The sequence below is a fragment of the Streptomyces sp. NPDC037288 genome, assembly GCF_055603265.1.
In genome coordinates, this window is sequence record NZ_JBVJVY010000045.1 from 1 (window position 1) to 23,376 (window position 23,376).

Genomic DNA, 23,376 nt, shown 5'->3' on the forward strand with positions numbered 1-23,376 from the left:
CCGCCGCTGGGCGAGACTGAAGAAGAGGTCGTCGAACCGGGCCGCGTAGTCCTCCAACGGCCCCGGCGCAGGCGGACACGGACGGCGAGCGGTCATCTTCAGCCCCCAGTAAGGAAGTTGACTCCTCCCACCGGCCTACGGCCAACCCGACCTGCCGCCAACCCACACCACCGCCGGATTTAACGAACTACCGGTAGGACGTCGACCACGAACTGCGAGGTTTCCATCAGCCTGCGGTACACCCCCGAGGTCAGACGCTGGGAACGGGCGAGCACCTGAGCGCCGTCTGCGCAGCCGTAGCACAGCGGGAGGGAGGCGCACAGCAGGGTCGAGACGACCAGCGCCTCGTAGCGGCCCAACAAGGTGCGGCCGCGCTCGATCAGCTCCCGGTCGGCCCACTCGGGCAGTACGGAGGTTTGCCCGAAGTACCTGTGGAGCTGGGGCGGCAGGCTGGCGGGCAGTGCGTCGCTGTTCTTGCCGAACCCGAGCAGCGCCTGCCGTACCTCTTCCTGCCGCCCCAGCTCGTAGATCTCGGCGATCGCGGTATCGCCCACCGGATCACCGGCGACCCGCATCGGGTCCAGCACTTCGTCTGTCCATACACCGGCGGGCACATCGGCCTCCTAGAAGCAGGTCACGGGATACCCACTCCTACCAGCCCGAACAGGACTCCATGGGAGGTATCACCCAACGAGGCCACGGATGACTCAAACTAGTTCTGGACCCACCCGTTGGCGGGGTCGTAGCGGTAGGCGGGGGACGTGACGTCCCCCGCTGATGTCTCTTCGCCCAAGCGGACGTTCAGGGTTCCGGAGTTGTCGGCGAAACCGTCGTCGTTGATGCCAAGGAACAGCGTCCGGCCCTTGAGCGGATCGTCGCCCAAACCCCGTTCGGTGTAGTGCTCACCGACCTTGAAGGTCTCCCCATCCTTACCCCACTAGCCGACGAGAGACCCCCGCACGGCGCCCGCGCCGTGGTGGGGCGTGGTCTCGTCGCCATCTACGCGCATGTAGTCGGAGGCGACGCTCCCGCCTTGCGGCCCGGTGGTCCACTCACAGCGGCCGTGTGGTCGGGTAGCCGGATCACCGGCACATGGAAGATCAACAGCTATCGCGGCTCGACGCACTCCGCTTCGCCCGACGCGTCGTCGCCGAGCACACCGCCCGCCAGCTCGCTGCCATCGACCAGTGGATCGCCGATGAGGAACGACGCGAGACTGAGCGACGGCAGGGTGAGGAGCGTCGTCCGCCAGCGCCGGAGTAGCTGATCCAGTACGGCCTCAACAGGGCCAACGTGGATGATGCTGCGGGATCACTGCTCGCTCTACAACGGTGCGTTACAGGAGCGTCGCGACGCCTACAGGAACGTCTCGAAGACGAGCGCCACGTGCGGTGACCAGTCCTCTCAGCTCAAGGAAATCCGGACGTTCGAGCCGGATCGTCAGGGCCGCTGGTCGTTCTCCTCGCAGCAGGCCACGCTGCGCCGGCTGGACAAGGCGTTCGCCGCATTCTTCCGTCGGGTGAAGGCCGGTAAGAAGCCCGGGTACCCACGCTTCAAGGGCGTCGGGTACTTCGACACCGTGGACTTTCCCAAGGACGGGGACGGCTGCCACGGGGATGCCGCCCATCTCCAAGTCGGCCAGGACTTCAGTGCCAGGCGCCACCAGCGGGGCCATCTCACGGGCAATCTCATCGAGCAGGACCGGATCGCCCTCGAATTGGCACTCATCGAAGCATTCGGTGCGGCTGCTGCTGACCGAGCCGCCGTTTCCGAGCCCGCAGCCGTGCCCTGGCTGCGGGCCGTCGGCATTATCGCGGTCGAGATGGAGGGCGTGTGGTCTGTTGGACATGGTCGCCGGGGTCGAGCCGCGTGGCCTGGCCACCCGGCCGAACCAGATGCACGCCCGATACGCACCTACCTCGCAGACCGGAGGAGCAGGGTTCCACTGCTGAGTCTGCGGGGCAGGTGCATGACTCACGTACCCTGCGGTGCGTCCGATAAGCCCGATCCCTCCCACCGCCGCAAGGAAGCTTCTCTTTCACGCCAGTGGGCCCGGCCGTGCCGGCCGGGCCCACCATTGCTCGCGCGTGGCGCGCTCCTCGCGCCGGGTGTCATTCGTCTACCAGCGGTACCAGCGGCCCTTGCGGCCTGCGCTGTCCGCGGAGCGGACGACGAAGCCGAGCAGCCACACGATGAGCACGATCACCGCGATCCACCACAGTGCCTTCAGGGCGAAGCCCGCGCCGAAGAGGATCAGAGCCAGCAGAAGAACCAGAAGCAGGGGAACCATCGTTATCAACCTCCTGGCCACCGGATGCCCTTGCTTCAGCCCTACAAGCACAAAAAATATGAGTTACTTCCAAGGAATGAGGGGCATATACGCGGCGATTCGGCGGGACCACCGAGCCGGCATGACGATGCGGGAGTTGGAGCGCAAGCACAATGTTGCCTGGCGGACGGTGCGCAAGGCCCTGGACTCGGCCTGGCCGGAGCCGCGCAAGCCGCTGCCGCCGCGGTCATCGGCGCTGGATCCGTACAAGGCGGTGATCGACGGGATCCTGCGGGCGGACCTGGACGCGCCGCGCAAGCAGCGGCATACGGTCACCCGGATCTTTCACCGGCTGATCGAGGAACACGGTGCCGACGTGTCCTATCCGATGGTCAGGCGCTATGTCGCCGACCGGAAGCCGCGGATCGCGGTGGAGGCGGGCAAGGCGCCCATCGAGGCGCTCATCCCGCAGACCCATCCGCCCGGCATGGAGGCGGAGGTCGACTTCGGCGACGTGGCCGTGCGGCTGGCGGGAGAACTGGTGACCTGCTACCTGTTCTCCTTCCGCCTGTCGTATTCGGGCAAGGCCGTCCACCGGGTGTTCGCCTCCGCTGGTCAGGAACCCTTCTTTGAGGGGCACGCGCACGCGCTACGCGCGCTGGGCGGGGTTCCTCGGGGCCGGGTGCGCTACGACAACCTCAAGGCCGTCGTCGCCCAGGTGCTGGGGCTGAGCCGGGCGAGGGTGGAGACCGACCGGTGGATCGCCTTCCGGTCGCACTACCCGTTGACTGAACTACTGGAGACGTCTCAATCCGTCCTTGGTCCCGCCCAGTTGACCACCACCCAGGTCTATCTCACGCCCCGCAAGGAAGAGGTCATCCGGCGGCTGCTGACCCATCACGCCGAGCAGACGAGGCAGGCCGCTGCTCGCACCGCACCCGCCGCTGCCCCTGGCTACTCGGCCGAGTCGCTGGACGTGCTCGGGACGGCCCGCTGATGACCATGATGCTGGAGACCGAGCAGGCCGCGGCGCCTTCGCCGCCGCGGCCGGTCACGGAGTTGGTCCGAGCACGGCCGCGGGAGGAGGCATGGCCCGCGACCGGGCAGAGCCGCGAGGAGGTCTGGGGCCGGCTTGCCGCCGAGCCCTTCGCCCCGGCTTGCGACAACAACGGTCGCAAGTTCGGGCTTGGCCTGCTGCTGGACTGGCTGGCCGATCAGCCCGGCGCCACCTGGCAGGAACGTTGGCTGGCCAGCGGCGCCGACGACGACGGCGCCAACTGGCGGGAGATCCCGCAGCGTTGGATGCGTGAGCGCGGACACGAGGTTCCCTGGCGCCAGGAGTCCTTCTTCCGGGCGGTGCACCCCGCTCTTTGCGCCGACCCCGTCCGGCCTTCACTGCCCTGGTTGATCACCTCGTCGCTTCGCAGCAGCGCGCTCGTCGGCATGCTCGCCCAGCACCGCGACCCCACCGGCTTCGCTCGACTGCGAGAACGCTGCGCTACGGACCCGAGCATCAACACGGCCGCGGCGACCCGCACCGCATATCGCGCTCCCCAGATCCTCGTCGCCAAGGGCGGCATCATCGCTGACATCGTCCCGGGCGACGTCTTGGAGCTGCCGGACATCGAGGCCGATCTGCGCGGCACCTCTGTCGGAGCCACCCACCTGTTCTACCGTGTCCTGCACGACCTGGGTGTCTTCGACGATCGGGCTCCGGCGACGCTGCGCGAACTCCGAACGGGCGGACAGCGCACGCCCGAGCAGCTGATCGACCGCTACAGCATCGCCTGCCGCCCCGTCCGCGACCTACCTGCGAGAACGCCAGCCGGCACTGGACTACAACAGCTTGGATGCGCTGTCGTACTACCTGGCCAAGCTGTTCTGGTCCGACCTGGAACGGCACCACCCGGGCATCGACAGTCTGCACCTGCCGACTGATGTCGCCGACGCCTGGAAGCAGCGGCTTCGCACCACCACCAAGACCGTTCGCACCCCGGACGGCCGCCGGATCACCACCGAGGCACCTCGGATCAACTACCGCGAGTGCCTGACCCCGGTGCGGGCCTTCTACCTGGACCTGGCGCACTGGGCCGTTGAAGATCCCGCCCGCTGGGCCGGCTGGGTCGCCCCCTGCCCGGTCGGCAGCGAGGAGATCAACCGCAAGAAGGACAAGCGGCGCCGCAAATCACGGATGGATGCCCGCACCCGCGAGCGGCTGCCCGTGCTGCCGCTCCTGGTCCGCAGCGTTGACCAGCGCCGCAAGGACACCGCCACCGTGTTGGCCGCCGCCCGCGAGGCTGCACCGGGCGAGATGTTCACCGCCGCAGGCCAGACATTGGTGCGCGTCGCCCCAAGGCGGTCGGCGGCCGCCAAAGTGCTGGCCGAGGACCCCGTCACCGGGCACCGACGCGATCTCGGACGCGAGGAGGACCACGCCTTTTGGGCCTTCGCCATCGTCGAGGTGCTGCGGGCCACCGGCATCCGGGTCGAGGAACTCACCGAGCTCTGCCACCACAGCCTGATCCAATACCGGCTGCCCACCACCGGCGAGCTCATCCCGCTCCTGCAGATCGTTCCGTCGAAGACCGACACGGAACGGCTCCTGGTCGTCAGCCCCGAACTCGCCGAGGTCCTCTCCACGATCATCCGCCGGGTCCGCGACAAGAACAGCCGAGTCCCCCTGGTCCCCGCCTACGACCACTACGAGCGCACTTGGCTGCCGCCCGCACCACTGCTGTTCCAGCGACACCGCGGCTACGAGAACCGGGCGATCAGCTCGGGCGCCGTCCGGAAGGTGCTTACCACCGCCCTCGCACACACCGGTTTGGCGGACTCCGTCACCGGCGGCCCGTTGCACTTCACGCCGCACGACTTCCGCCGTCTGTTCATCACCGACGCCGTCCTCGGCGGCCTGCCCCCGCACATCGCCCAGGTCATCGCCGGACACCAGGACATCAACGTCACCCTCAGCTACAAGGCGGTTTATCCCGACGAGGCCGTCCAAGCCCGCCTGGCCTTCCTGGCCCGTCGACGAGCCATGCGGCCAACCGATGAATACCGCGTCCCGACCGACGAGGAGTGGACCGAGTTCCTGGGCCACTTCGAGCGGCGCAAGGTCTCCATCGGCACCTGCGGCCGCTCGTTCAGCACCCCCTGCATCCACGAACACGCCTGCGTCCGCTGCCCGATGCTCTGGCCCGACCCGCCCAACGCGACCGCCTCGTCGAGATCCGCGACAACCTCCTCGCCCGCATCGCCGAAGCCGAGCGTGAGGGCTGGCTCGGCGCGGTCGAAGGACTCAAGGTCAGCCTCGCCGGCTCTGAGGATAAGCTCGCCCAGATCGACCGGCGTTCCCAGCAACGAACCGCCGTCGGTCTCGGCATCCCCATGACCAGGAGCGACGCCCAGTGAGCACCGATTCAGATCAAAGGGAACCAGAGCGTGATCTGAGTACTTGGCCAATCGAACGCCTCCAGGCGTTCACTGCGGACGCTCACGGCTGGTCTCAGCTCGAATTGGTCCGCGTTGTTGCCCAGCAACACGCCTACGACTCCAGCGGGCCCCGCGAAGTGCGTCGGCACTGGGCTGAGCTGTCGCTGCTGGCGAACCGGCGCATGCTCGGCGACGGCGCAGAGGGATCAGCGCGCGAGCTCCAGCAGGAATTCATGCTGCGAACGTGGGTGATCGAACACCTCGGTCCCGAGGACGAGAACTTCGACTGGAGTCCAGAAGAATTGGGCGCCGACACACTCGCCGCACTGGCGATGTCGCCATCAGATGCGGCGACCCTCGCCACCAACTGGCACGAGCTTCCCATCGAACAGATCCGCGAGCTGCGGCGGCACAAGAACCTGACAGGGCACCTGAAGTGGCTCATCGGCCATCTGCAGCCCGGCCCAACGCGTGATCGGCTTCTTCCTTGGATCGAGACGCGCCAACTGCTGCCCTGACCACCATCGGGCTGAACTTCAGTATTCAGAAGCGAAGTTCAGAGAATACGGGTTCGAAAGCATGTACTGCCGCCCGGGCCTCGAAGGAGCCCATGAGAAGGGCGGGGTGGAGGGGCAGATCGGGTGGTTCCGCCGGAACCACCTCGTCCCCGTCCCGGAAGTCGACTCCCTCGCCGAACTCAACGCGATGGTCGAGCGATGGGACGCCGAGGACGATGACCGCCGCATCCGGTCACGGCCCAGGACGATCGGCGAGTACTTCGCCGTCGAACGCCCGCTGCTGCAGCCGCTGCCCAACGAGCCGTTCGAGACCGGTCGGCTGTTCAGTCTCCGGGTGGACAGATACGCGCAGGTCAGCGTCCGCACGAACCGCTACTCGGTGCCGGTGGGACTGATCGGCCGCACCGTTCGGGTGATGCTGCACGCCTCCGAAGTCGTCGTCTATGACGGCCGCAAGGAAGTCGCCCGGCACAAGCGGCTCATCGCCAAGGGCCAGCCCTGCCTGGAACTGGACCACTACCTGGAAGCCCTGGTCCGCAAGCCTGGCGCCTTTCCCGGTGCGACCGCGCTGGAACAAGCCCGCGCCGCAGGCAAGTTCACTCCCGTCCATGACGCCTGGTGGGCCGCTGCCTGCAAGGCCCACGGTGACCGGGATGGCACCCGCGCTCTGATCGAGGTCCTGCTGCTGGGACGGCATCTTCATCATGAGTGCCTGGTGACTGGGCTCGCCGCCGCCCTCCGGGCAGGCGCCCTGACCGCGGACGCGGTCGCTCTGGAAGCCCGCAAGGCCGCCGAGGCCGACGATGCGCCGGCCACGACGGCAGATCCGGAGCCGGACCGGGCGAGTGTGACGTTCCTGACCGAACGGCGCCTGGCCCACCTGCCGCCCGACAACCGGCCGCTGCCCTCGGTCGCGGCCTACGACCAGCTGCTGCGACCGAGGCGGCCGGCCGACCACTTTGCCGTCGAGGGAGAAACGCCATGACGACGTTCAAACGCCACCGCGGGCTGACCGAACAGCCCGCCGACGCTGCTGTCGACCAGGCATGCCGGATGCTGCGGCTGCCGACCATCCGGGCCCAGTTCCCCCAGCTGGCCGAAGCCGCCGCTCGTGACCAGATGTCGTATCGCGGTCTCCTCGCCGAACTGCTGATGGCCGAGTGCGACGATAGGGCCCGTCGCCGTTCGGAGCGGCGGATCAAGGCCGCCCAGTTCCCACGCGAGAAATCCTGCGGGCCTTCGACTTCGAGGCGAACCCCAGCGTGGATCCGGCGGTCATCCACACCCTGGCGACCTGCGAGTGGGTCAAGAAGGTCCTGCCGCTCTGCCTGATCGGTGACTCGGGCACCGGCAAGTCGCACCTGCTGATCGCGCTGGGCACCGAAGCTGCGATGGCCGGCTACCGGATCCGCCACACACTCGCCACCAAACTCGTCAACGAGCTGGTCGAGGCCGCGGACGAGAAGCAGCTGACCAAGACCATCGCCCGATACGGCCGCGTCGATCTTTTGTGCATCGATGAGCTGGGCTATATGGAGCTGGACCGCAGCGGCGCTGAGCTGCTCTTCCAGGTTCTGACAGAGCGTGAGGAGAAGAACAGCGTCGCCATCGCCTCGAACGAGAGTTTCACGTCTCCGGTCTCGGAGGCGAACCATGCCCACTTGGCCTGAACCCCCTGCTCTGGACGGCGCAGATCGGCTGGGGACTCGCTTGGCCGGTGCTTGGCGGAGAGATCATCATGTGGGAATGTCTGAGAACCGATCCCCTGTGGCAGCGACTGTGGTGCGCCTTGCCCAGTACACGAAGGCGGACCAGGAAGAGATCCTTGGCAACAGCGATGATCCCTTCGGTGTCGCCTCGACCGGTCTGACCTGGCTGCCGAAAGAAGAGCACTTCGGCATCAGACACGACGGCCGGCTCGTGGCACACGCTGGCCTGCTGCGACTGCCTGTCGCGATCGGCGACGCCGAGACAGAGGTGGTGGGCGTCGGCGGGGTGGCCGTCGCACCCGGCATGCAAGGTCAGGGGCTGGCGCGGCTCGTCGTCGCAACTGCACTGGAGCACGCCCGCACGATGGGGCCTCAGCACGCGCTCCTGTTCTGCCGACCTCCCCTCGTGCCGCTCTACCAGCGCCTCGGATGGCACCCGCTCGACAAGGACGTACTCGTCGAACAACCCGAAGCCCGCCTGGTGACCATGCCGCTGCGGACCATGGTGACGCCCCTGCGCGACGACGCCCGCTGGCCCTCAGGACCAGTACGGCTGTTCTCGCTCCCTATGTGACGGACCCCTTCAGCAAGAACCACCCAGCGCGGTGACAAAGAGTTCACCCATCCCGCACCGGTATCAGTTCTCACCAACATTTTCCGGCTCTGCGATCAACAAGTGCTGCCCAAACTCGGGGACAAACGGTGTCGGCTCTCGGTTACGAAGCCACCAGTGCCGCGCCGGCGCACGATATGCGAATCCCACCCCGCGTGATCCGGGATCAGGTGGTGAGAGCGAGGCGAGCGAGGTAGTCGTCGGCCGCTGCGGCGCCGAGTTCCTGCCGGACGGCGTCGCCGCGGTTTCCAGACCAGGGGGCCTCCCTCGCGCTCGAGCCGCTCAGCCCCTGCGTAGACCTCCGCGAGGCTGTGGCTCTGCTTGAAGCGGTGACCGATCTTTGCTTCGAGGTCGCGGTAGCGGGCAGGCAGTGACAGTCCGAGAGCCCAGCACAGTCTCGGTGTCGTCAGATCTGTGGGCCTCTTCCAAGCTGCTCTCGCAGTCGGGTTGGGTGTGTAGCCCGGGCATTGATGCGGGCGGGGTTCCTGGTGCGACAATTCGACAGGGTTCAGATCAGGCTGCGGCTGGCTCGCCGTCACGGATGTGGTCAGCGCAGGCCACCACGGTCAGCTGGCCGGGGTGCCGGGCCGCCGGCCTCGATGGCGGGTGCGGGCCGCCCGAGGTGTCGTCGATTCAGGCTCGGGATCACCGTAGGTCTGAAGGGGTGACCGTGGTGCGGGTATGGCGAATGCCTCATCTGAAGAACCGGATTTGCGGGTAGCGGGGTGAGGGGTGCTGGAGCAGCTGGTTGTCGAGGTGGCGTAGATGAAGGTCGAAGAATGCTCGTATGTAGTCGCGTTGGGCGTGGATGGCGTGGTGCGGGTCGAGGGTGCCGATTGCTTGCGTCACCTGGCTGGGCGTCAGCCCGAGGGCGGGCGCGGCCTGGGGTAGCAGTGTTTCCAGGTCGGTGAACGAGGTGTGGGTGGAGCCGATGAGGGCCAGTTCGCGTTTCCAGCCGTACTGGCTGGTCCAGAACTGATCCCAGCTGGGATCCTCCGGGCCTGGGCGGGGGTCGCTGCCGAAGAGAAGGAATGGCCGGTCGGTGCCGGCGGTGACGGGTGGTAGGAGGCTGCCGTCCAGGTTGGCTCCGGCGCGCAGGCGCCGGTCGGCGCGGATGGCTGCGGCGGCTGTGGCGCCACCGAGGGAGTGGCCGAGCATGCCGATGCGGGACAGGTCGAACGCGCCGGTGAGGGTGGGTGGCAGGGGTCGCCGTCCGGCGTCGGTGTTCTGTCCGGCGTTGAGCGCGGTGAGCTGGTCCAGCACGAACCGGGTGTCCGCGGTGCGGACAGCGAGGGCCTTGGCGATCAGGGCATCGTCGATGTCGCCGGTAATGGCGAAGGTTTCCACCCGGCCGTCGGGAAACTCGACTTGGTCGGCGTCGTAGGTGTGGTCGATGGCCACGACCAGGTAGCCGTGGCTGGCTAGTTCCTCGATCAGAACCGTGCCGAGGCTGCGGTCGCTGTGCAGGCCCGGTGAGTACACGACGACCGGTTTTCCGCACCGGCCGCGATCCACCGGTGCGGCCAGATGGGCGTGCGTGGTGGGCAGCTGCAGCGTGCCGGACGGGATGCCCTGTTCCCGCTCGAAGAAGGTGCTGGCGCCGGGTGTCATCCACGGCGCGGGCGGGTGGCCATGGGCGGTGCGTGCGGGGTACCAGAGCTGGATCATGAGTTCCCGAGCCGGGCGGGAATCCTGCCAGGGATCGACGCGCGACCGGTCGACCAGGTGCACCGCGACCGTGCCCAGGGGATGCGGACCGGTTGGTGCGGGCAGGGTAAGCCGCACCGGACTCGGCGTGAGGCTGGCGGCAACCGGCGCGTCCGCGGCGGGTCGCGACTGAGCGGATGCCGCGGTGGCCATCGGGACGGAAGCGATGGCTGACGCTACGGCGGTACCGAGCAGCGCCCGGCGGGTCAGGAGCCGCCTTTGGTTCAACATCCCAGAAATGTAAGGCGTACCTTCCATCAAGTCAAGGTCGCTTGACCTGATGGAAGGGACACCTTACATTCATCCACATGACAAAGCAGGTACAGCAGGACCAGGTGACGCGCGCGGCCCGCCGCGCGGTACTCATCGACGGCATACCCGTGTCTACTTTGGGCGTGATAGCCCTGGCACTGGGCAGCAACCCCCATCAGAGCACCGCCCAGAAGGCGTGGTGGATCGCAACCACCGCCGTCTTCACCCTCGCGATCGCCTGGGTGCTGCTGCGGGCATTCCGGCGCGCAGACGAATACCTGCGCAGGATTCAGTTGGAGAGCATGGCCATCGCGTTCGCCGCAGTCCTCGTGGGGCTGCAAGTGGCTACCCTGCTCGATGCCGCAGGCATCGTCCAGCTCCATCAGCTCGCGCAGTTGATCCTCCTCGGTGGCGTAGCCATCTGGATGACGATCGCCGACCTGCGTACCCGCCTGAACCGGTGACGGCGCATTGTGAAGAACCGACTACGCGAACTGCGTGCAGCTCGCCGATGGAGCCAGGCCGACCTGGCCGACCGGTGCCAAGTCTCCCGGCAGGCCATCAACGCCATCGAAACCGAGCGGTACGATCCCAGCCTGCCTCTGGCGTTCACCATCGCCGACGTCTTCGGCCTGACCATCGAGGAAATCTTCCATCCCGACCGGACGGAAACGACGGACAACCCGGCCTGACATGTGATGGATGGCTAGGACGTCAAGTGCCGGGGCTGGTGTCTCCTCGCGCCCCCTGGGTGCTTGAGAGGCATTGAGTCGGCTGGCGACGTAGCTGGCGCGGTCTCCCCCGTTGAGCTTGTGCCAGTTGTGGGCCGTGCCGTCGGCGAGGCCGAGGAGATCGGCGAGCATCTCCCAGTGGACGGCGCCGACCATGGCGAGCCATGCCCCATTGCGGGCCTTGCTGGTGCTGGTGATTCCCAGGCGGGTCAGTCGTCTCTGCAGAGTGTTGGAGGTCATGGGCTGGTCGAGGCGGAGGCCGGGGAGAAGGCAGGGTGTCTCGCGGGTCCTGAGCGGGGCGGCCAGTGGACGTCGTTCGTTGATCAGCCGTTGGAGCAATGCCGACAGCCGCGGCCGGAGCCAGAGCGGATCTCGGCCGAGTTGAAGACCGAGGACGCCGGGCTCCTCTGGGTCGACCAGGACGTGGTCGGTCGTGAGGCTCACGAGTCGGTCAGTTCGCAGCCCGTATTGCAGGACGAGACAACCAGCCACGCGGTCGGTGATGTGCTCGGACTCGTCGGTCTCCAGGCGGAGAGCGGTGAGGATCCGGTCGGCATCGCTCGTGATCGACCGGTCGACGGTCCTGGCCGCGGTGGCGATCGCGACGTTCAAGAGGGATCAAGTGGGAGGTGGCGGCCCAGAGCAAGAAGGAGCGGGCCTGGTTCTGGCGGGGCTTGTTTTGCGATCAGCCATCGATCGACGAGGGGCTGGGTGACGCTGTCGAGAGTGCTGCCGCGACGGCGGATGTGGGTGAACAACACGTGTGCCGTCTGCAACTTGCGGCGAGATGCTCGCGCGGGAACCGGTTGAAACCGGACCGTTCGAGGCGGTGGTGAGCGAGGGGCATGAGATGCCAGGGTGCTTATCGGGCAAGGACAGTCTTGTCGTACGGGTCCGTCACCACGTCGAGACACACCCTGATGTCCAGCTTGAACTGGGCCAGTTGCTCCTTGCGCGGCTCCAGCACCTCAGCCAGCACCAGCAGTCCACGGAGGTGCTGAACAGACGCTGTTTGGTCGGAGCGGCAGTGGACGCGCACGGCGGGCGCGCCGCCCCTGATGCTTCGGGTCTCGGCGTACCAGTCGGTGAAGCTGGCGGCGTTGCGGGCGACGGCGGAGGCCTTGATGTCCTCGGGGGTGGCGGGGATGTCGGTAGCGCGGAACGGGCATGCCGTGGCCGGGTCGAGGGTGAGCATCACCTTCTCGGCCTGGTTGAGTGCGGCGTCGATGTGCGCGAGTGCGGCCCGGCGGGCGGGGAAGTCCTGGCGGGCGGCGGCGAGTTCCTCGGCGGCGTCGACGATCTCGTCGTGGGCGGTGACGATGTCCAGGTGGTGTTCGGCCGGGGCCAGGCGCCCCATAGCGCGCAGTGCCTGCCGCAGGCCACGAAGGTTGTCCTGGGACGGCGTGCCGCGAGTGAAGCGCAGGACCTCGCGGGCGGCGCGGGCTACGCCGTGGTCCTGGAGTTCGTCCAGCACCGGTACGGCTACTCGACCCTCGGACGCAGTGACGATCAGCCTTGGCTCTTCCCGGGGAAGGCCGGCGGACAGCCGATCAGCAGCCGGCAACTCATGCGCAAGCTCACTGCGATGCGCATCCGGGCTCGACCCACCCGCAACACCACCCTGATGCAGCTCTCGGCCGCACTCCCCGCTGTGGTGCTCAGCCGCTTGCTCGGACTGCACATCTCCGCAGCTGAGAAGTGGGCCAAGGAATCGGCATCCACACGCGCCGCCTACGCTGCTGAACTCTCCCGCCGGAAGGCAGACGGAGGCTCGTACCGGTGAGCTCGCGTATCTTCCGCGCCTTCGGTCCGGCCAGCGGCGGGCTGCTACCCGCACGAGACCCGGCGGAGACTGGGGGCGAGGACGACGATGCGGGAGCGGACTGAGTGTCAGGATACGGCAAAGGCGCTGGTCAGCGTGCGGGCCCAGCCCGGCCATCCCTCTCGATGGCCCGATGTGACAGATCCTGGTCATTGCGGCCAAGTCCGATCGGGCGGAATGATCAGGGCATGTCCCAACCGCACCGCGTCGTGATCGTCGCCTTCCCCGGCATCGAGCTGCTGGACGCCACCGGACCGGCCGAGGTGTTCTCAGTCGCCTCAAGGGTCGCCGGAGCCGACCGGCCTGGCTACCTCGTGCAGATCGCGACGGCCGACGGCCGCCCGGTGGCCACCTCCAGCGGCGTCCGGCTGATGGCCGACCTGACCCTCGACGACGCGACCGGCCCGATCGACACCCTGCTGGTGTCGGGGGCTATCGAGCTCGTCGACGGCGGCGTGGAGCCGGTGATCGACCATGAGGTCACCCACTGGCTGCGCTGTGCTGCACCCCGGGCCCGGCGGATCGGATCGATCTGTGCGGGAGCGCACCTGCTGGCCGCCGCCAGGCTGCTCGACGGCCGGCCGGCCACCACGCACTGGCTCACCGCTGACCGGCTGGCCGCCGAACACCCCGGCATCCGGGTCGATCCCGATCCGATCTTTATCCGGGACGGGCAGGTGTGGACCTGCGCCGGCGTCACCTCGGGGATGGACATGGCGCTCGCCATGGTCGCCGAGGACCATGGCCAGGACCTCGCGCTCGCGACCGCCCGGATGATGGTGATGTACGTCAAACGCTCCGGCGGGCAGAGCCAGTTCAGCGTGCCGCTTTCCGTCCAGGGCTCCTCGGACGGCCGTATCGACGAGCTGCGCAGGTGGATCGCCGAACACCTCGCCGAGGATCTCTCGCTCCAAGCCCTCGCGGCCCGCACCCACCTGAGCACGCGGCACTTCACCCGGTTGTTCCACCAGCGCACCTCCACGACACCAGCCGCCTACGTGGAGGCGGCCAGGCTGGAGGCCGCCCGGCGACTGCTGGAGGACAGCGACCGGAGCCTGCCGGAGGTCGCCGCCACCAGCGGCCTCGGCTCCGTGGAGACGCTGCACCGCGTCTTCCGCCGACGGCTGGGCACCACCCCGGCCGAGTACCGCCGCCGCTTCTGACCCCTCACTACCTACACGGCCTGCCAGCCACCGAGCGCGCCGCGCACCGGCGGGCCGAGCTTCGCCATGCCCGCACGCGGCATCGACCAGCACACTTCGGAGGAAAACCATGTCCCGCACGAAGGTCGTCCCGATCCCGGTCATGGGCCAGCACAACATCAACGCCTACCTGCTGCTCGGCCGCCGTCCCGTCATCGTCGACGCCGGAACCCCCGGGAGCGGCCAAAAGATCCACGACCAGATCACCGCCCACGGCGTCGACCCCACCGACGTCGCAGTGATCGTCATCACCCACGGCCACATCGACCACTTCGGCTCCGCCGCGGAACTGCACCGGCTCACCGGCGCGCCCCTCGCCGGCCATGTCGCCGACCTCGAGCCGTACCGCTCCGGCCAGGTCCGCGAACCGTACGTGCCCACCGGCCCGATAGGCCGCCTCATGGCTCGCAACCGGAAGCTCCACGCTCGGGCCGAGCCCTTCGAACCGACCGTGCTGATTCGCGGCGAGACGAGCCTGGAGGACTTCGGGCTCGCGGCGCGCATCATGCCCACCCCCGGTCACACCGCCGGATCGGTCTCGGTCCTCACCGACGACGGAGACCTCGTCGCTGGCGACCTGATCGCAGGCTCCTTCATGGGCCTGGTCCCCGGCAGGCCCGCCAACCCGCCCTTCCACGACGACCCCCGGCAGAACCTCGCCAGCCTCCGCGAGATGCTCGCCCTCAACCCCACCGCCCTCCACGTCGGCCACGGCACCGCGCTGGATCCCGACCGTGTACGGCAGTGGGCCGATCGGGAGCACGGCCGCCTCGCACGACTCGAAGCCGCCGGGCGCCTCACCACGCGAAGTGAGTGACGCACCGTTTCGCAGCCCGGCAGCGGAACGGGCCCTGGTGCCGACCGGCAACGGCCTGTCGGCTTGGCGGCGGCAGTGTCCCAGGTCGGCCCGCCTCACCCGGCGCGCCGGCGATCCCGCTGCATTGCCGCAGGGGCGACAGAGAAGGCACTCACTGACCACGAGCATTCCGCAGGTTCTGATAGCCGGACTTACCGGTATCGACGTAGAAGAGGGAGTCTTCCCCTTCGTCGCCGGTGACCGCGCGGACCACGATCAAGTCGGACAGGTCGGGTTCGAGGCCGTGGGCGGTGGGGTTTGCGAGGTACATCAGCAGGATCGCTGTCGAGTCGGCGCCCAGGCCGTAGGACAGGACGGTGGCCCGCTTGGGGCGGAAGGCGTTGGTCACGGGGTTGGTCACGGGGTTGGCCGCGAGCTCGGCGAGCTGGGTAGGCGGCGCGTACACGGGCATGCGGTGGCTCCAGAGGGTTGGTGCACGAGTGGCGGTGACCGGAGCGGCGGCCGCAGTGCCGGACCCATACGGAGGGCCCGGCACCGGGCGGTGTGCCGCGTGCGGTCAGTCGCGCTCCAGCTCAAGGGCCACGAACTCCCTCTCAGTGCGGGCGGTGAAGCTCACCGGGAGCGGGGCGGTGGGGGCGTCGAGGACGTACGGCCCGTCGAGGGGGATGTAGATCTGGATGCGGTCGGCGCGGAAGCCTCGGAAGCTCCCGCTCAGGCGGACCATGGGCTGCACGAAGACGGCGCCGTCGTCGCCGGTGACGATGTCGTGGATCTCGATGGTGCGGATGGAGGGGCTCGTCGGCGTCGGCGTACGCGATGGTGACGGCACTCTGTTCGTCCATGGCGCGGCCGAGGTCGGTGAGGGTGTCGGTGAGCGACTGGCGGGCGGTGTTCTTCATCGTGTCCAGCACGGAGTCTCCCTGGGGATGTGTCTGTCCTCGGTGGTGAGCTCTGCCACGAAGCCAACAAGACAAAGATACGCGCTAGCGTCACAAACGGGAGGGGAACTCGCCTGCTTCCCAGGCGAGTTGGCACGTTGACCGACACCGGCTACACGAAGCGGCCTGGACACCGAAACGGTGTCCGGGCCGCTGGCCGGGGTTATCGCCTCGCGCGTTTTCCTGCTGGCGGGTTCAGCCCTGCAACGTGCCTCCGACCTGGTAAACAGTCTTGGGATGCCTGGCGCCGTGCCGGCGGTCGGTGATCGCGGCCAGCAGCTCGAAGGGATCGGGCTGCTGATGCTCGCTGAGGTAACGGATGCCTTCACCCTCCGGCGGGGTGCCGGTCTCCTTGCCGATCGGGTGCCGCCTGCTGACGGCGGTACGCCAGCCGTAGCGCTCGTCCCACACGAGGGCGGGCGCGCCGGATCCGCTCAGCGCCACGGCCGCGGCGAGCACGTCGCCGTCCAGGCGCTGCACCCGGACGTCCTGCGCCTGGGCCAGGCCTGCGCCGACCAGGACGTCGGCGACGCGCTGCAGGTACGGCTGGACCTGCCGGGCGCGCAGTTCGGTGGCGGCGCTGGCAAGGGCTGTGCGCTGCAGCGCAGTTGGGTAGCCGAGCCGGGTGGCGGCCTCCTCGGGGGTCACGTCCGGTTCGGCCTGCACCAGGTCGGCGATCCGCTCCCCGCGCAGCCGGGGCAGGGCCCGCGCGGCCGCGGCGTAGGACAGGCCGAGACGCTCCTGGACCGTTGCGAGGGTCACCGCTGGGTCCTCGTCGAGCAGATCGCCGACCCGGGCGGAGATCTCGTCGCGGGGCACCATGTCCCCGCTGCCCTTGGGCCTGCCCTTGGGTCCGGCATCCTTGCCTGCGTCCTTGCCGGTGCGGAAGGCCTGCACGATGCCACGCGGGCAGTGCTCCACCCCCTTGATCACGGTCAGGTGAGGGGCGATCTGGGGATGTGTTTTATAGTTCTTGTCCCAGGTCTTGGGGCTGACGCCCAGCTCGGCGGCGGCTTCGTTGCGGTCGAGGAGGTCCTGCCCGTCGCCCTCCTGCGGCAGTTCGGGAACGGGTCGGCCGGCCAGGTGGGCGGCGGTCTGCTCGCTGTCCCACAGCTTCACCCGGGCCCGGTCGGAGCTGATCTGCGGCGGGAAGTCCTCGCTGGCATAGGGCTTCTTATTGCGGAAGGTGCCGATCGTCACGCCCATGGCGGCGGCGAGCTCTTCGCTGTTCTGGACGTACTTCCGGCGTCCGGCGCGGATCATCAGTCTCTCCTGGTCGGTTGTGCAGGGCGCCGGCGGCGGCGTTGCGGGCGGGAGCGAGGCAGGGACGGTTCATGCGGTTCAGGCGGGCGTGCCCGCGCAGGCCACTGGGATTCGAGGGTGCGGAGCCGCCCACTTCGCGCTGATCAGATGACCTCGAGGCCGCGCAGGGCAAGAGCGTCGTCGAGGTGGACATCGGTCACGCGGCCGAGACGGGCGGCCAACTGGTGGTTGCCGCGAGCGGCTTCCTCGCCCCGGGCCGCGCGGGCGGCAGCCGCGTCATGCACGGCGGTCGCCGCCAGATGGGCGGCGGTGGCGGTTGGACTGCTGGTTCCGCACGCCTCACACGACGCGCGGTCGACATTGCGCATGCCGCAGCCGCCACAGGCCCAAGCGCTGGTCATCGGTGCGGTTCCCTTCGGTGCGTGGTGATCGTCTCTGTCGGAAAGGGTGACGGTCTGGACTTCGGTCCGGGGTGTGCTTGCCACAACACACCCAACAAAAGAAAGTTACCGGGCTTGCATCATCGCGGGCAAGGAGGCGGTCCGCGAGCCCGCCGCACCGCTACACTCGACGGACGGCGCAACCGGTGCGCGTCACTTCCTGTCCTGGGCGGTGTGTGTCTTCGGTTGGCCGGTGCCCTTGCCACCCGCTTCGGCGGATTGGGCGCGGGCCGCTCTCTTTGTCCGCGGCCGGCCGACTGTCCCTGCAACGTAAGGTGCCCCGCGACGAGGGGACAGCGGGGCAGGATCAGTGTCGCAGCCCGAGCCCGGCGCAAGGCGGGTTTCGCCGCACCAGCTCTTCCCGATGGCCGAGTCCGTGCGCTCGTCGACAGCATCCATCACCAGGCACTTGAGTTCGGCCGGTTCCAATGCCTCAACTTCCCACTGCACGGGACGGTCCAGGTCGAAGCCGTAGCGGCGGGCGAACCCTCGCCAGCGCGGATCTTCCCTCTTCCCTTCGGCCGGCGGCAGCTGGTACTCGCGGACCTGCCCGTCCGTCAGCAGTACCCGCTCCACCCGCTCCCAGCAGCCGGTGCGCTGCACCCAGTCGCGTTCGATGTCGGAACCGCTTGCGTCGAAGTCGCCGATGTAGAGCAGCTGCCTCCGGCCGGGGATCGCTGCGCGCCCGGTCACGGACGACGTCGGCGTAGGGCTGGCTACCGAATCCGCGCACGACGAGGCGGGGATGCTGTACTCCGCGAGCCACCCGGTCAGCAGCTGGCGCAGCGTGTCCTTCTCAGCCGCCACGTACAGTGCTCACTCCTGCCCGCGGGTCCGGTCCAGGCGGAACCACTCGGGCATGTCCGCCACGAACGCGGCAGCGTCGGGCCAGGCCGGTGGGACGTGCACTTCGCGGATCGTGTCGATGAGGTCCGGGAAGAGCCCATCGCGGCGGGCCTGGGCGAGCCGGGAGGACAGCCTGCGATAGGTGGGTGCGGTGTTCGGCAAGAGTCCCTCGGCGACCAGCCGGTACATGACCTGCCGCACGGTGACGCCGCCGTCGTCGCCCTCGACGATGTCGCGGGCCCGGTTGATGATGTCCTGCCCTCTGATGCGAGCACTCATCCGGTACATTTGGCTTCCTCCCCGGCATCTACCAGGGATTCCCCGGCGCACGGGGTTCGGCCGGTTGCCCAGCTCTTAGGTTCCTGCCTCACAGACCGGCTGACGCCGACGTCTCCACAGACTGAGACCGCGAGCCCCGCGGCCTTGATGTTCTTCGCAGCCTTGATGTCGGCATGGTCCTGGTGACCACAGGCACGGCACCGGAAGACCGCTTGGCTATCACGGTTCTCTGGAGCTGTGTGCCCGCTGGCATGGCAGGAGATCGATGTGTACGCCGGATTGACCTTCACCACACGCGTGCCCGTGTACCGCGCCGCGCTGGTGAGGCGAGTTCAGGGCGGTGCCATCACTTGTCGAGGATAGTTGCGTCGGTGCGGTGTTGCACCGAACCGGAGTTACGACGCCGACGCCTCCTCACCCTGACCCAGCGGGAGCAGGGAGAGGAGGCCGGCCTCCGCGGGTAGTACTCCTCGGGCCCGTCCAGCAGTGCGGGCCCGCGGAGCAGGGTTGTCAGCGGCGGCCTTCTTTGCTGACCGCATCCCACCATCCCCGCTGCACGGGGACGATGCGCTCCCCCACCTCAACGTCGGGCGTGGCCGGGTCCGGCCCGTAGGTCGCGTTCACCCATTGCGAGGTAGGCCGGGGTCGGGGCGCTCCGTGCGCGCATGGTGTCCCCGCGCGTCCCGTGGCGGCCCACGGCCCGGTGACCCTCCAGCCGCGCTTCTCCACCAGGGCAGCCAGGGTGTCCCGTTCGACGGACAGCGGGGTGCGGTAGCGGCCGTCGATGGTCTGCGGCCGCCCCAGGGTGTCATCGTCGTGTTCCCGCACGTCCGGCACACGAAGGCCAGTACCGCGTTCCCAGTGATCGGCGAGACGTAGAGTTCCGCAGCCACGGGACGGTGATCCTCCTCCGTCCGACAGGCGATGGCTCGCCGCTCTTCCTCGGTCAGCCGCACGGGTGCCTGGCGCCGCTCCCCCTGCATCCGGTAGGCCGCGCGCCGCTGTTCCTGGTCCACACGGCGGCGGTCCCCTTCCAGGGCGGCGGTACGGCGGCGGTCGGCCCGGACGATCGCGCGCACGTCATCCATGCCGACCCAGCCTCCCAGGTCGACGTCGGCACCGCCGACGGTCCGACGCACGGTGTAGGGCAGCGCCGCATCAGGAGCGTGATAGACGCGGTACTCCTCCCCCTGCGCAAGTCAGCGTCGCGGTCCGGCGGTTGGTGCCCGGGTTCGTGACCCACTCGGCCACGGCCGGACGCACGGCGTACGGGTCCCGGCCGGGCCGCTCCGCCACGAGTGCGTCCGGCGCGCTGGGCCGGTCGACGCCGACGCATGCCCCGCCCTCGCCCTCCCACACTGCCGAAGAAGAAGACCGCTGCCCAAGAAGACGACAGCGAAGAACAGCCAGCCAAGAAGACGTCGGGGCGCCGGCCGCGCACGCATGTTCCCGGGTGGGCCTTCCAATGAGCTGCGCGCGTGACATTTCCTCACTCTTTCACGGGCTCCACATGGTGAGGATCCCGGAGGTAAGCGCGCCGGCCGCCGCGCCTTCCAGCACGGTGCGCAGGGTGCGGCCCATTTCACGCAGCCGTGAGTGATCGGGTTGGTCCTCCCCCACTTCCCTGAGGACCGCGGCAGCCAGTTGATGGACCGCGCACTGCTGGCCGGCGTCCAGGTCAAGCGCAGGCAGAGCTTGGACGATGGCCTCGGTGAACCGCGTCAGGCGAGGAAGGTCGACCACGTTGGCGGGGCCGCCCATCACCACCTCGTTGTTCCGCCCAAGTACCAACTGGCCTTGAATATCGCCCTTGATGCGCAGATCGTAGCGGTCACCGAGTTCGTCGGGACGGTCCTGAGATTCTGTCACAGCATCCTCGATCAGTTCGTGTAGTACGAGTCTGAGTAGTGCGGCCCGGGGGAGAATCCGGAGGGTGGTGTCGCCGGCAGTGTTGGCCAGTCTGAGGTTCCGTACGCGCTGCACATGTTCCTCAAACCGACCGGCGCCTCCAGGCACAGCACCGTGCCCTTGTTGACCCGCACTGTGCAGGTGGCCAGTGCCGGTGAAGCGAGCGGATCGTTCTGCTCGTCGCACCCCACGAATCCGATCCGCACCTGGCTGTTGTCCCCGTCGACGAGATCCGGATTGCGATCTCTCCGTGTCGCCTTGAGGTGGAGGGTCGTTCCGGTTGGTACGACGAATCTGCAACTCAGGAAACTGCCGCCGGCTCGGTTCTGCGATGTCGTGTCACTGCGGCATACCGGCTGGCCGGCAACGTCGGCGGACACTTCGCTGATGTATCCACCGGGTGTCATCACCATCACCGGAGACAGGGCGGTGGGTGACTTGGACGGATCCTGTTTGTCAGGCTCATCACCGATACCGGCCAGTCCTGCGCAAGCCGTCCGGGCTGCTTCGTCCTTCGGGCTCGTGGTCGTCACGCAAACAGTGCGCTCTTGGTCGGCACGCACGGTGCACGCCGAGGCTGAAGGGCCTTGATCGCAGCCCCAGTAGACGAAGTGGACCCCGTCCGGGAGTGGAGAGTTCGGCCGTACCTCGATAGGCCCGTTCTCGCCCTTCTTCGGAGTGACTGTGGTGGTGCAGTCCGTTTGGCCGTGCCCCGTCCGGCATCCCTTCTCGCGTGTGCCGGGCAGGGAGACCTCGATGATGGCGCTGGTGACCTTCACATGTACAGGTACTGTCTCGGGGGCATTGCCGTTGACTCCGAAGACGACTCCTGAGGCGACCAATCCGGCGAGACCGCCGCCGAGGATCAGCTTGCCGGTGAGTCCAGACATGACCTTCCCGAGTCCCGCCTTGGCGGCACCAGAGCCTCCCGCATGGGTCGATCCGGATGTGCTCGCAGTGCTCGTGCCTGTCGCAGCTCCTGGATCCGCAGGGGCGGAGGAGTGCCCTGCTGTCGGGTACGAGACGTGCGATGCTGACGCGTGACCGGCGGTGGGATCTGCCGGGTGGCCGGCGGATGCGTGAGGCCCATACGACATGTGGCCTGTGGGGGGTGCGGAGGTCGTAGGCCCGAAGAGATGCTGAGTCTGCCGGGTTGCCTCCGCAAGCGTGTGTTCGCCGAGTTGGGACCAGATGGTGGCAGCTGCCGTCAGTGCCGCGACAGCCGCTACGCGCTTACCGGTGAGAAGCGATCGGATTCCCTCTTCGTGGGTGAAGTAGGCGATGAGTCGCTGATCGCGTGCGGCTGTGGCGGCTTGTACGCCGTGTTCGAGGATGCGTCGCCAGGGGCCCATGCGCAGTGAACGGGCCGCGCTGGGTGCCATCAACGCGGCCAGCCGGGCGCCGACGCGTGGTTTCCCAGTCGTGATCGTCGCTTGAATGACGGCGGACACGAAGCGGCTGTCGTCGCTCACGCGTCTTGCCTGGGCGTCCGGTGATGTCGCCCATTCGGTCAGACGTCCAGCAGTGTCGGCCAGTTGTCCGGCCTTCAGCTTCAGGTGTTCGGGCAGAGCCTCCCTGGCTCCCCGGGTGAGTTGTAGCCCGTCGTCGCATGCGGTGATGATGCCAAGGGCAGTGAGGTGGTCGGCGGCCTGGAGAAGAGAAGTCGGTTCGTCGACCAGGACCGCGATGAGCTCGGTGGACATCCAGCCTTCGGCGGCTCCGAGCAGGGATATCATGTCCCGCTCCGCTGCAGTCAGGTCGTCGAGGACCCTGGCGAGGATGTCAGGGAGTTCACTGGGAGACGGCAGGCGGACGCCGCTGCCGTCCGGCCTGCTGGCGGCCGCCGCTCGCAGCAAGGCGAGGGGATTGCCCGACGTTGCCTCCCAAAGCGCGTCCGCAGTGTCCGCCTCCGCTGAGGTGAGGGCTCGCCCCAGGGCATCGCCTAGCAAGGATCGCCCGTCCTGTCGCCCCAGTCCGCGAAGCGGGAGAATCCGGCCGTTGCCCCAAAGAGTCTGCTCGGCCGAGGTAAGGACGAAGGTGGCGTCCGGGGCCCGGTCCAGCAGCCCCGTCAGCTCTGACCTGGGGCAGTCCAGATCGTCAATGACGAAGCAGGCTCCGATCCCGGCCATCAGCCGTTGCATTTCGATCACACTCGGCCGATATGCGAAAGAGTCGTAACAGGACTCGAAGATATCTTGAGCGATATCGTCGGCGTCGCGCCCGGATCCGTTCAGAAACACGATTCCGGATTCCCGTCCGGCCATCATGCGAGCTGCATGTCGAACGAGCGCGCTTTTCCCGACCCCTTCTCCACCGTGGACCTGGATCGGGTCTGCCTCCGACACAGCTGATCTGATCTCACCCATTTCGCTCTCACGGCCACGCAGTGCGCCGGTCCGCCGTGGAAGCAGCTCAATACGCTTCCGGCGAGTGGGCTCGGGCCGCTCTCCCGGCTGCAACACCGTCACGATCGAGCGTTCAGCGGTGACGACGACGTTGTGGTCACCAATGACCAACTGGCCTCGCACGTCACCCGTGACACGAACCCGCGCATCAGTTCCGCTCATTCGCCCCCCAGCTCCCCAAAATCCGTGTTCCGATGAAACACTAGAGGAAATTTCATCCGGCGG

General features: G+C 68.0%; 25 protein-coding genes and 3 pseudogenes. 13 read left to right on the plus strand and 15 right to left on the minus strand.

Annotated features, from left to right (window positions below):
• Nucleotides 1-179: 179 nt before the first annotated feature.
• Together ACZ7GZ_RS34645 and ACZ7GZ_RS34650 are read right to left on the minus strand one after the other, a co-directional pair.
• Nucleotides 180-614 carry a hypothetical protein gene (locus tag ACZ7GZ_RS34645; RefSeq protein ID WP_471030418.1) on the minus strand — a complete coding sequence of 145 codons (435 nt, stop codon included), beginning with the start codon at nucleotides 612-614 and terminating at the stop codon, nucleotides 180-182.
• A gap of 98 nt (nucleotides 615-712) precedes the next feature.
• A complete protein-coding gene (locus ACZ7GZ_RS34650; protein ID WP_471030420.1) occupies nucleotides 713-883 on the minus strand; it encodes a hypothetical protein in 171 nt (56 codons plus the stop codon).
• A 209-nt stretch (nucleotides 884-1,092) separates the two neighbouring features.
• Between ACZ7GZ_RS34650 and ACZ7GZ_RS34655 the strand changes: the two genes are divergently transcribed.
• Both ACZ7GZ_RS34655 and ACZ7GZ_RS34660 read left to right on the plus strand, forming a co-directional pair.
• The gene (locus ACZ7GZ_RS34655) at nucleotides 1,093-1,263 is read left to right on the plus strand and encodes a hypothetical protein (protein ID WP_471030422.1); all 171 of its coding nucleotides are present in this window, start codon (nucleotides 1,093-1,095) and stop codon (nucleotides 1,261-1,263) included.
• A gap of 37 nt (nucleotides 1,264-1,300) precedes the next feature.
• A pseudogene (locus tag ACZ7GZ_RS34660) lies at nucleotides 1,301-1,621 on the plus strand (RNA-guided endonuclease TnpB family protein); the annotation flags it as partial.
• 498 nt (nucleotides 1,622-2,119) lie between these two features.
• Here ACZ7GZ_RS34660 and ACZ7GZ_RS34665 read toward each other — a convergent pair.
• Entirely contained in the window at nucleotides 2,120-2,290 is a 171-nt protein-coding gene (locus tag ACZ7GZ_RS34665) for a DUF5670 family protein (RefSeq protein WP_031174186.1), read from the minus strand.
• Nucleotides 2,291-2,411: 121 nt separating this feature from the next.
• Between ACZ7GZ_RS34665 and ACZ7GZ_RS34670 the strand changes: the two genes are divergently transcribed.
• From ACZ7GZ_RS34670 to ACZ7GZ_RS34700, 7 genes and pseudogenes are all read left to right on the plus strand, one after another.
• The gene (locus ACZ7GZ_RS34670) at nucleotides 2,412-3,266 is read left to right on the plus strand and encodes a transposase (protein WP_471030423.1); all 855 of its coding nucleotides are present in this window, start codon (nucleotides 2,412-2,414) and stop codon (nucleotides 3,264-3,266) included.
• Nucleotides 3,266-4,207 carry a hypothetical protein gene (locus tag ACZ7GZ_RS34675; RefSeq protein WP_471030426.1) on the plus strand — a complete coding sequence of 314 codons (942 nt, stop codon included), beginning with the start codon at nucleotides 3,266-3,268 and terminating at the stop codon, nucleotides 4,205-4,207. The genes ACZ7GZ_RS34670 and ACZ7GZ_RS34675 overlap by 1 nt, the downstream gene beginning before the upstream one ends.
• Entirely contained in the window at nucleotides 4,116-5,660 is a 1,545-nt protein-coding gene (locus ACZ7GZ_RS34680) for a tyrosine-type recombinase/integrase (RefSeq protein ID WP_471030428.1), read from the plus strand. Before ACZ7GZ_RS34675 ends, ACZ7GZ_RS34680 begins: the two co-directional genes overlap by 92 nt.
• Before the next feature lie 16 nt (nucleotides 5,661-5,676).
• Nucleotides 5,677-6,219: a hypothetical protein gene (locus ACZ7GZ_RS34685; RefSeq protein ID WP_471030430.1), complete on the plus strand. Its 543-nt coding sequence runs from the start codon at nucleotides 5,677-5,679 to the stop codon at nucleotides 6,217-6,219.
• Nucleotides 6,173-7,204: a Mu transposase domain-containing protein gene (locus ACZ7GZ_RS34690; protein WP_471030431.1), complete on the plus strand. Its 1,032-nt coding sequence runs from the start codon at nucleotides 6,173-6,175 to the stop codon at nucleotides 7,202-7,204. The genes ACZ7GZ_RS34685 and ACZ7GZ_RS34690 overlap by 47 nt, the downstream gene beginning before the upstream one ends.
• A pseudogene (locus tag ACZ7GZ_RS34695) lies at nucleotides 7,201-7,847 on the plus strand (ATP-binding protein); the annotation flags it as partial. The gene ACZ7GZ_RS34690 and the pseudogene ACZ7GZ_RS34695, both read left to right, overlap by 4 nt.
• Nucleotides 7,848-7,965: 118 nt before the next feature.
• Nucleotides 7,966-8,502, plus strand: a complete 537-nt coding sequence (locus tag ACZ7GZ_RS34700; RefSeq protein ID WP_471030433.1) for a GNAT family N-acetyltransferase — start codon at nucleotides 7,966-7,968, stop codon at nucleotides 8,500-8,502.
• A gap of 732 nt (nucleotides 8,503-9,234) precedes the next feature.
• Here ACZ7GZ_RS34700 and ACZ7GZ_RS34705 read toward each other — a convergent pair.
• The gene (locus ACZ7GZ_RS34705; RefSeq protein WP_471030436.1) at nucleotides 9,235-10,209 is read right to left on the minus strand and encodes an alpha/beta hydrolase family protein; all 975 of its coding nucleotides are present in this window, start codon (nucleotides 10,207-10,209) and stop codon (nucleotides 9,235-9,237) included.
• A gap of 347 nt (nucleotides 10,210-10,556) precedes the next feature.
• On the opposite strand from ACZ7GZ_RS34705, the gene ACZ7GZ_RS34710 reads away from it, so the two are divergent.
• Both ACZ7GZ_RS34710 and ACZ7GZ_RS34715 read left to right on the plus strand, forming a co-directional pair.
• Entirely contained in the window at nucleotides 10,557-10,964 is a 408-nt protein-coding gene (locus ACZ7GZ_RS34710) for a hypothetical protein (RefSeq protein WP_471030437.1), read from the plus strand.
• A 9-nt stretch (nucleotides 10,965-10,973) separates the two neighbouring features.
• Nucleotides 10,974-11,192: a helix-turn-helix transcriptional regulator gene (locus ACZ7GZ_RS34715; RefSeq protein WP_189952113.1), complete on the plus strand. Its 219-nt coding sequence runs from the start codon at nucleotides 10,974-10,976 to the stop codon at nucleotides 11,190-11,192.
• 901 nt (nucleotides 11,193-12,093) lie between these two features.
• On the opposite strand, the gene ACZ7GZ_RS34720 is transcribed toward ACZ7GZ_RS34715, so the two are convergent.
• A complete protein-coding gene (locus tag ACZ7GZ_RS34720) occupies nucleotides 12,094-12,705 on the minus strand; it encodes a hypothetical protein (RefSeq protein ID WP_471030440.1) in 612 nt (203 codons plus the stop codon).
• A gap of 536 nt (nucleotides 12,706-13,241) precedes the next feature.
• Between ACZ7GZ_RS34720 and ACZ7GZ_RS34725 the strand changes: the two genes are divergently transcribed.
• Nucleotides 13,242-14,216 (plus strand): GlxA family transcriptional regulator, encoded by a 975-nt coding sequence (locus ACZ7GZ_RS34725; protein WP_471030442.1) that lies wholly within the window; start codon nucleotides 13,242-13,244, stop codon nucleotides 14,214-14,216.
• A gap of 109 nt (nucleotides 14,217-14,325) precedes the next feature.
• Entirely contained in the window at nucleotides 14,326-15,072 is a 747-nt protein-coding gene (locus tag ACZ7GZ_RS34730; RefSeq protein WP_471030444.1) for an MBL fold metallo-hydrolase, read from the plus strand.
• A gap of 151 nt (nucleotides 15,073-15,223) precedes the next feature.
• Here the strand turns inward: ACZ7GZ_RS34730 and ACZ7GZ_RS34735 are convergent, their stop codons facing one another.
• The 10 genes and pseudogenes from ACZ7GZ_RS34735 to ACZ7GZ_RS34780 all read right to left on the minus strand — a co-directional run bounded on the left by ACZ7GZ_RS34735 (nucleotide 15,224) and on the right by ACZ7GZ_RS34780 (nucleotide 23,313).
• On the minus strand, nucleotides 15,224-15,523 hold the full coding sequence (locus ACZ7GZ_RS34735) for a hypothetical protein (protein ID WP_471030445.1): 300 nt from the start codon (nucleotides 15,521-15,523) through the stop codon (nucleotides 15,224-15,226).
• Nucleotides 15,524-15,628: 105 nt separating this feature from the next.
• Entirely contained in the window at nucleotides 15,629-15,901 is a 273-nt protein-coding gene (locus tag ACZ7GZ_RS34740) for a hypothetical protein (RefSeq protein ID WP_471030447.1), read from the minus strand.
• A 304-nt stretch (nucleotides 15,902-16,205) separates the two neighbouring features.
• A complete protein-coding gene (locus ACZ7GZ_RS34745) occupies nucleotides 16,206-17,273 on the minus strand; it encodes a DUF6292 family protein (RefSeq protein WP_471030449.1) in 1,068 nt (355 codons plus the stop codon).
• Between the two features lie 143 nt (nucleotides 17,274-17,416).
• Complete coding sequence (locus ACZ7GZ_RS34750; protein ID WP_471030450.1) at nucleotides 17,417-17,674, minus strand: hypothetical protein; 258 nt, start codon at nucleotides 17,672-17,674, stop codon at nucleotides 17,417-17,419.
• Between the two features lie 192 nt (nucleotides 17,675-17,866).
• On the minus strand, nucleotides 17,867-18,520 hold the full coding sequence (locus ACZ7GZ_RS34755; protein WP_471030452.1) for a hypothetical protein: 654 nt from the start codon (nucleotides 18,518-18,520) through the stop codon (nucleotides 17,867-17,869).
• 9 nt (nucleotides 18,521-18,529) lie between these two features.
• Nucleotides 18,530-18,838: a hypothetical protein gene (locus tag ACZ7GZ_RS34760; RefSeq protein ID WP_471030454.1), complete on the minus strand. Its 309-nt coding sequence runs from the start codon at nucleotides 18,836-18,838 to the stop codon at nucleotides 18,530-18,532.
• Nucleotides 18,835-19,155: pseudogene (locus ACZ7GZ_RS34765) on the minus strand (zinc ribbon domain-containing protein); the annotation flags it as partial. The gene ACZ7GZ_RS34760 and the pseudogene ACZ7GZ_RS34765, both read right to left, overlap by 4 nt.
• A 193-nt stretch (nucleotides 19,156-19,348) precedes the next feature.
• A complete protein-coding gene (locus ACZ7GZ_RS34770; protein ID WP_471030456.1) occupies nucleotides 19,349-19,666 on the minus strand; it encodes a hypothetical protein in 318 nt (105 codons plus the stop codon).
• A gap of 669 nt (nucleotides 19,667-20,335) precedes the next feature.
• Complete coding sequence (locus tag ACZ7GZ_RS34775; RefSeq protein WP_471030457.1) at nucleotides 20,336-20,707, minus strand: hypothetical protein; 372 nt, start codon at nucleotides 20,705-20,707, stop codon at nucleotides 20,336-20,338.
• An 11-nt stretch (nucleotides 20,708-20,718) separates the two neighbouring features.
• A complete protein-coding gene (locus ACZ7GZ_RS34780; RefSeq protein ID WP_471030459.1) occupies nucleotides 20,719-23,313 on the minus strand; it encodes a hypothetical protein in 2,595 nt (864 codons plus the stop codon).
• Nucleotides 23,314-23,376: the final 63 nt, after the last annotated feature.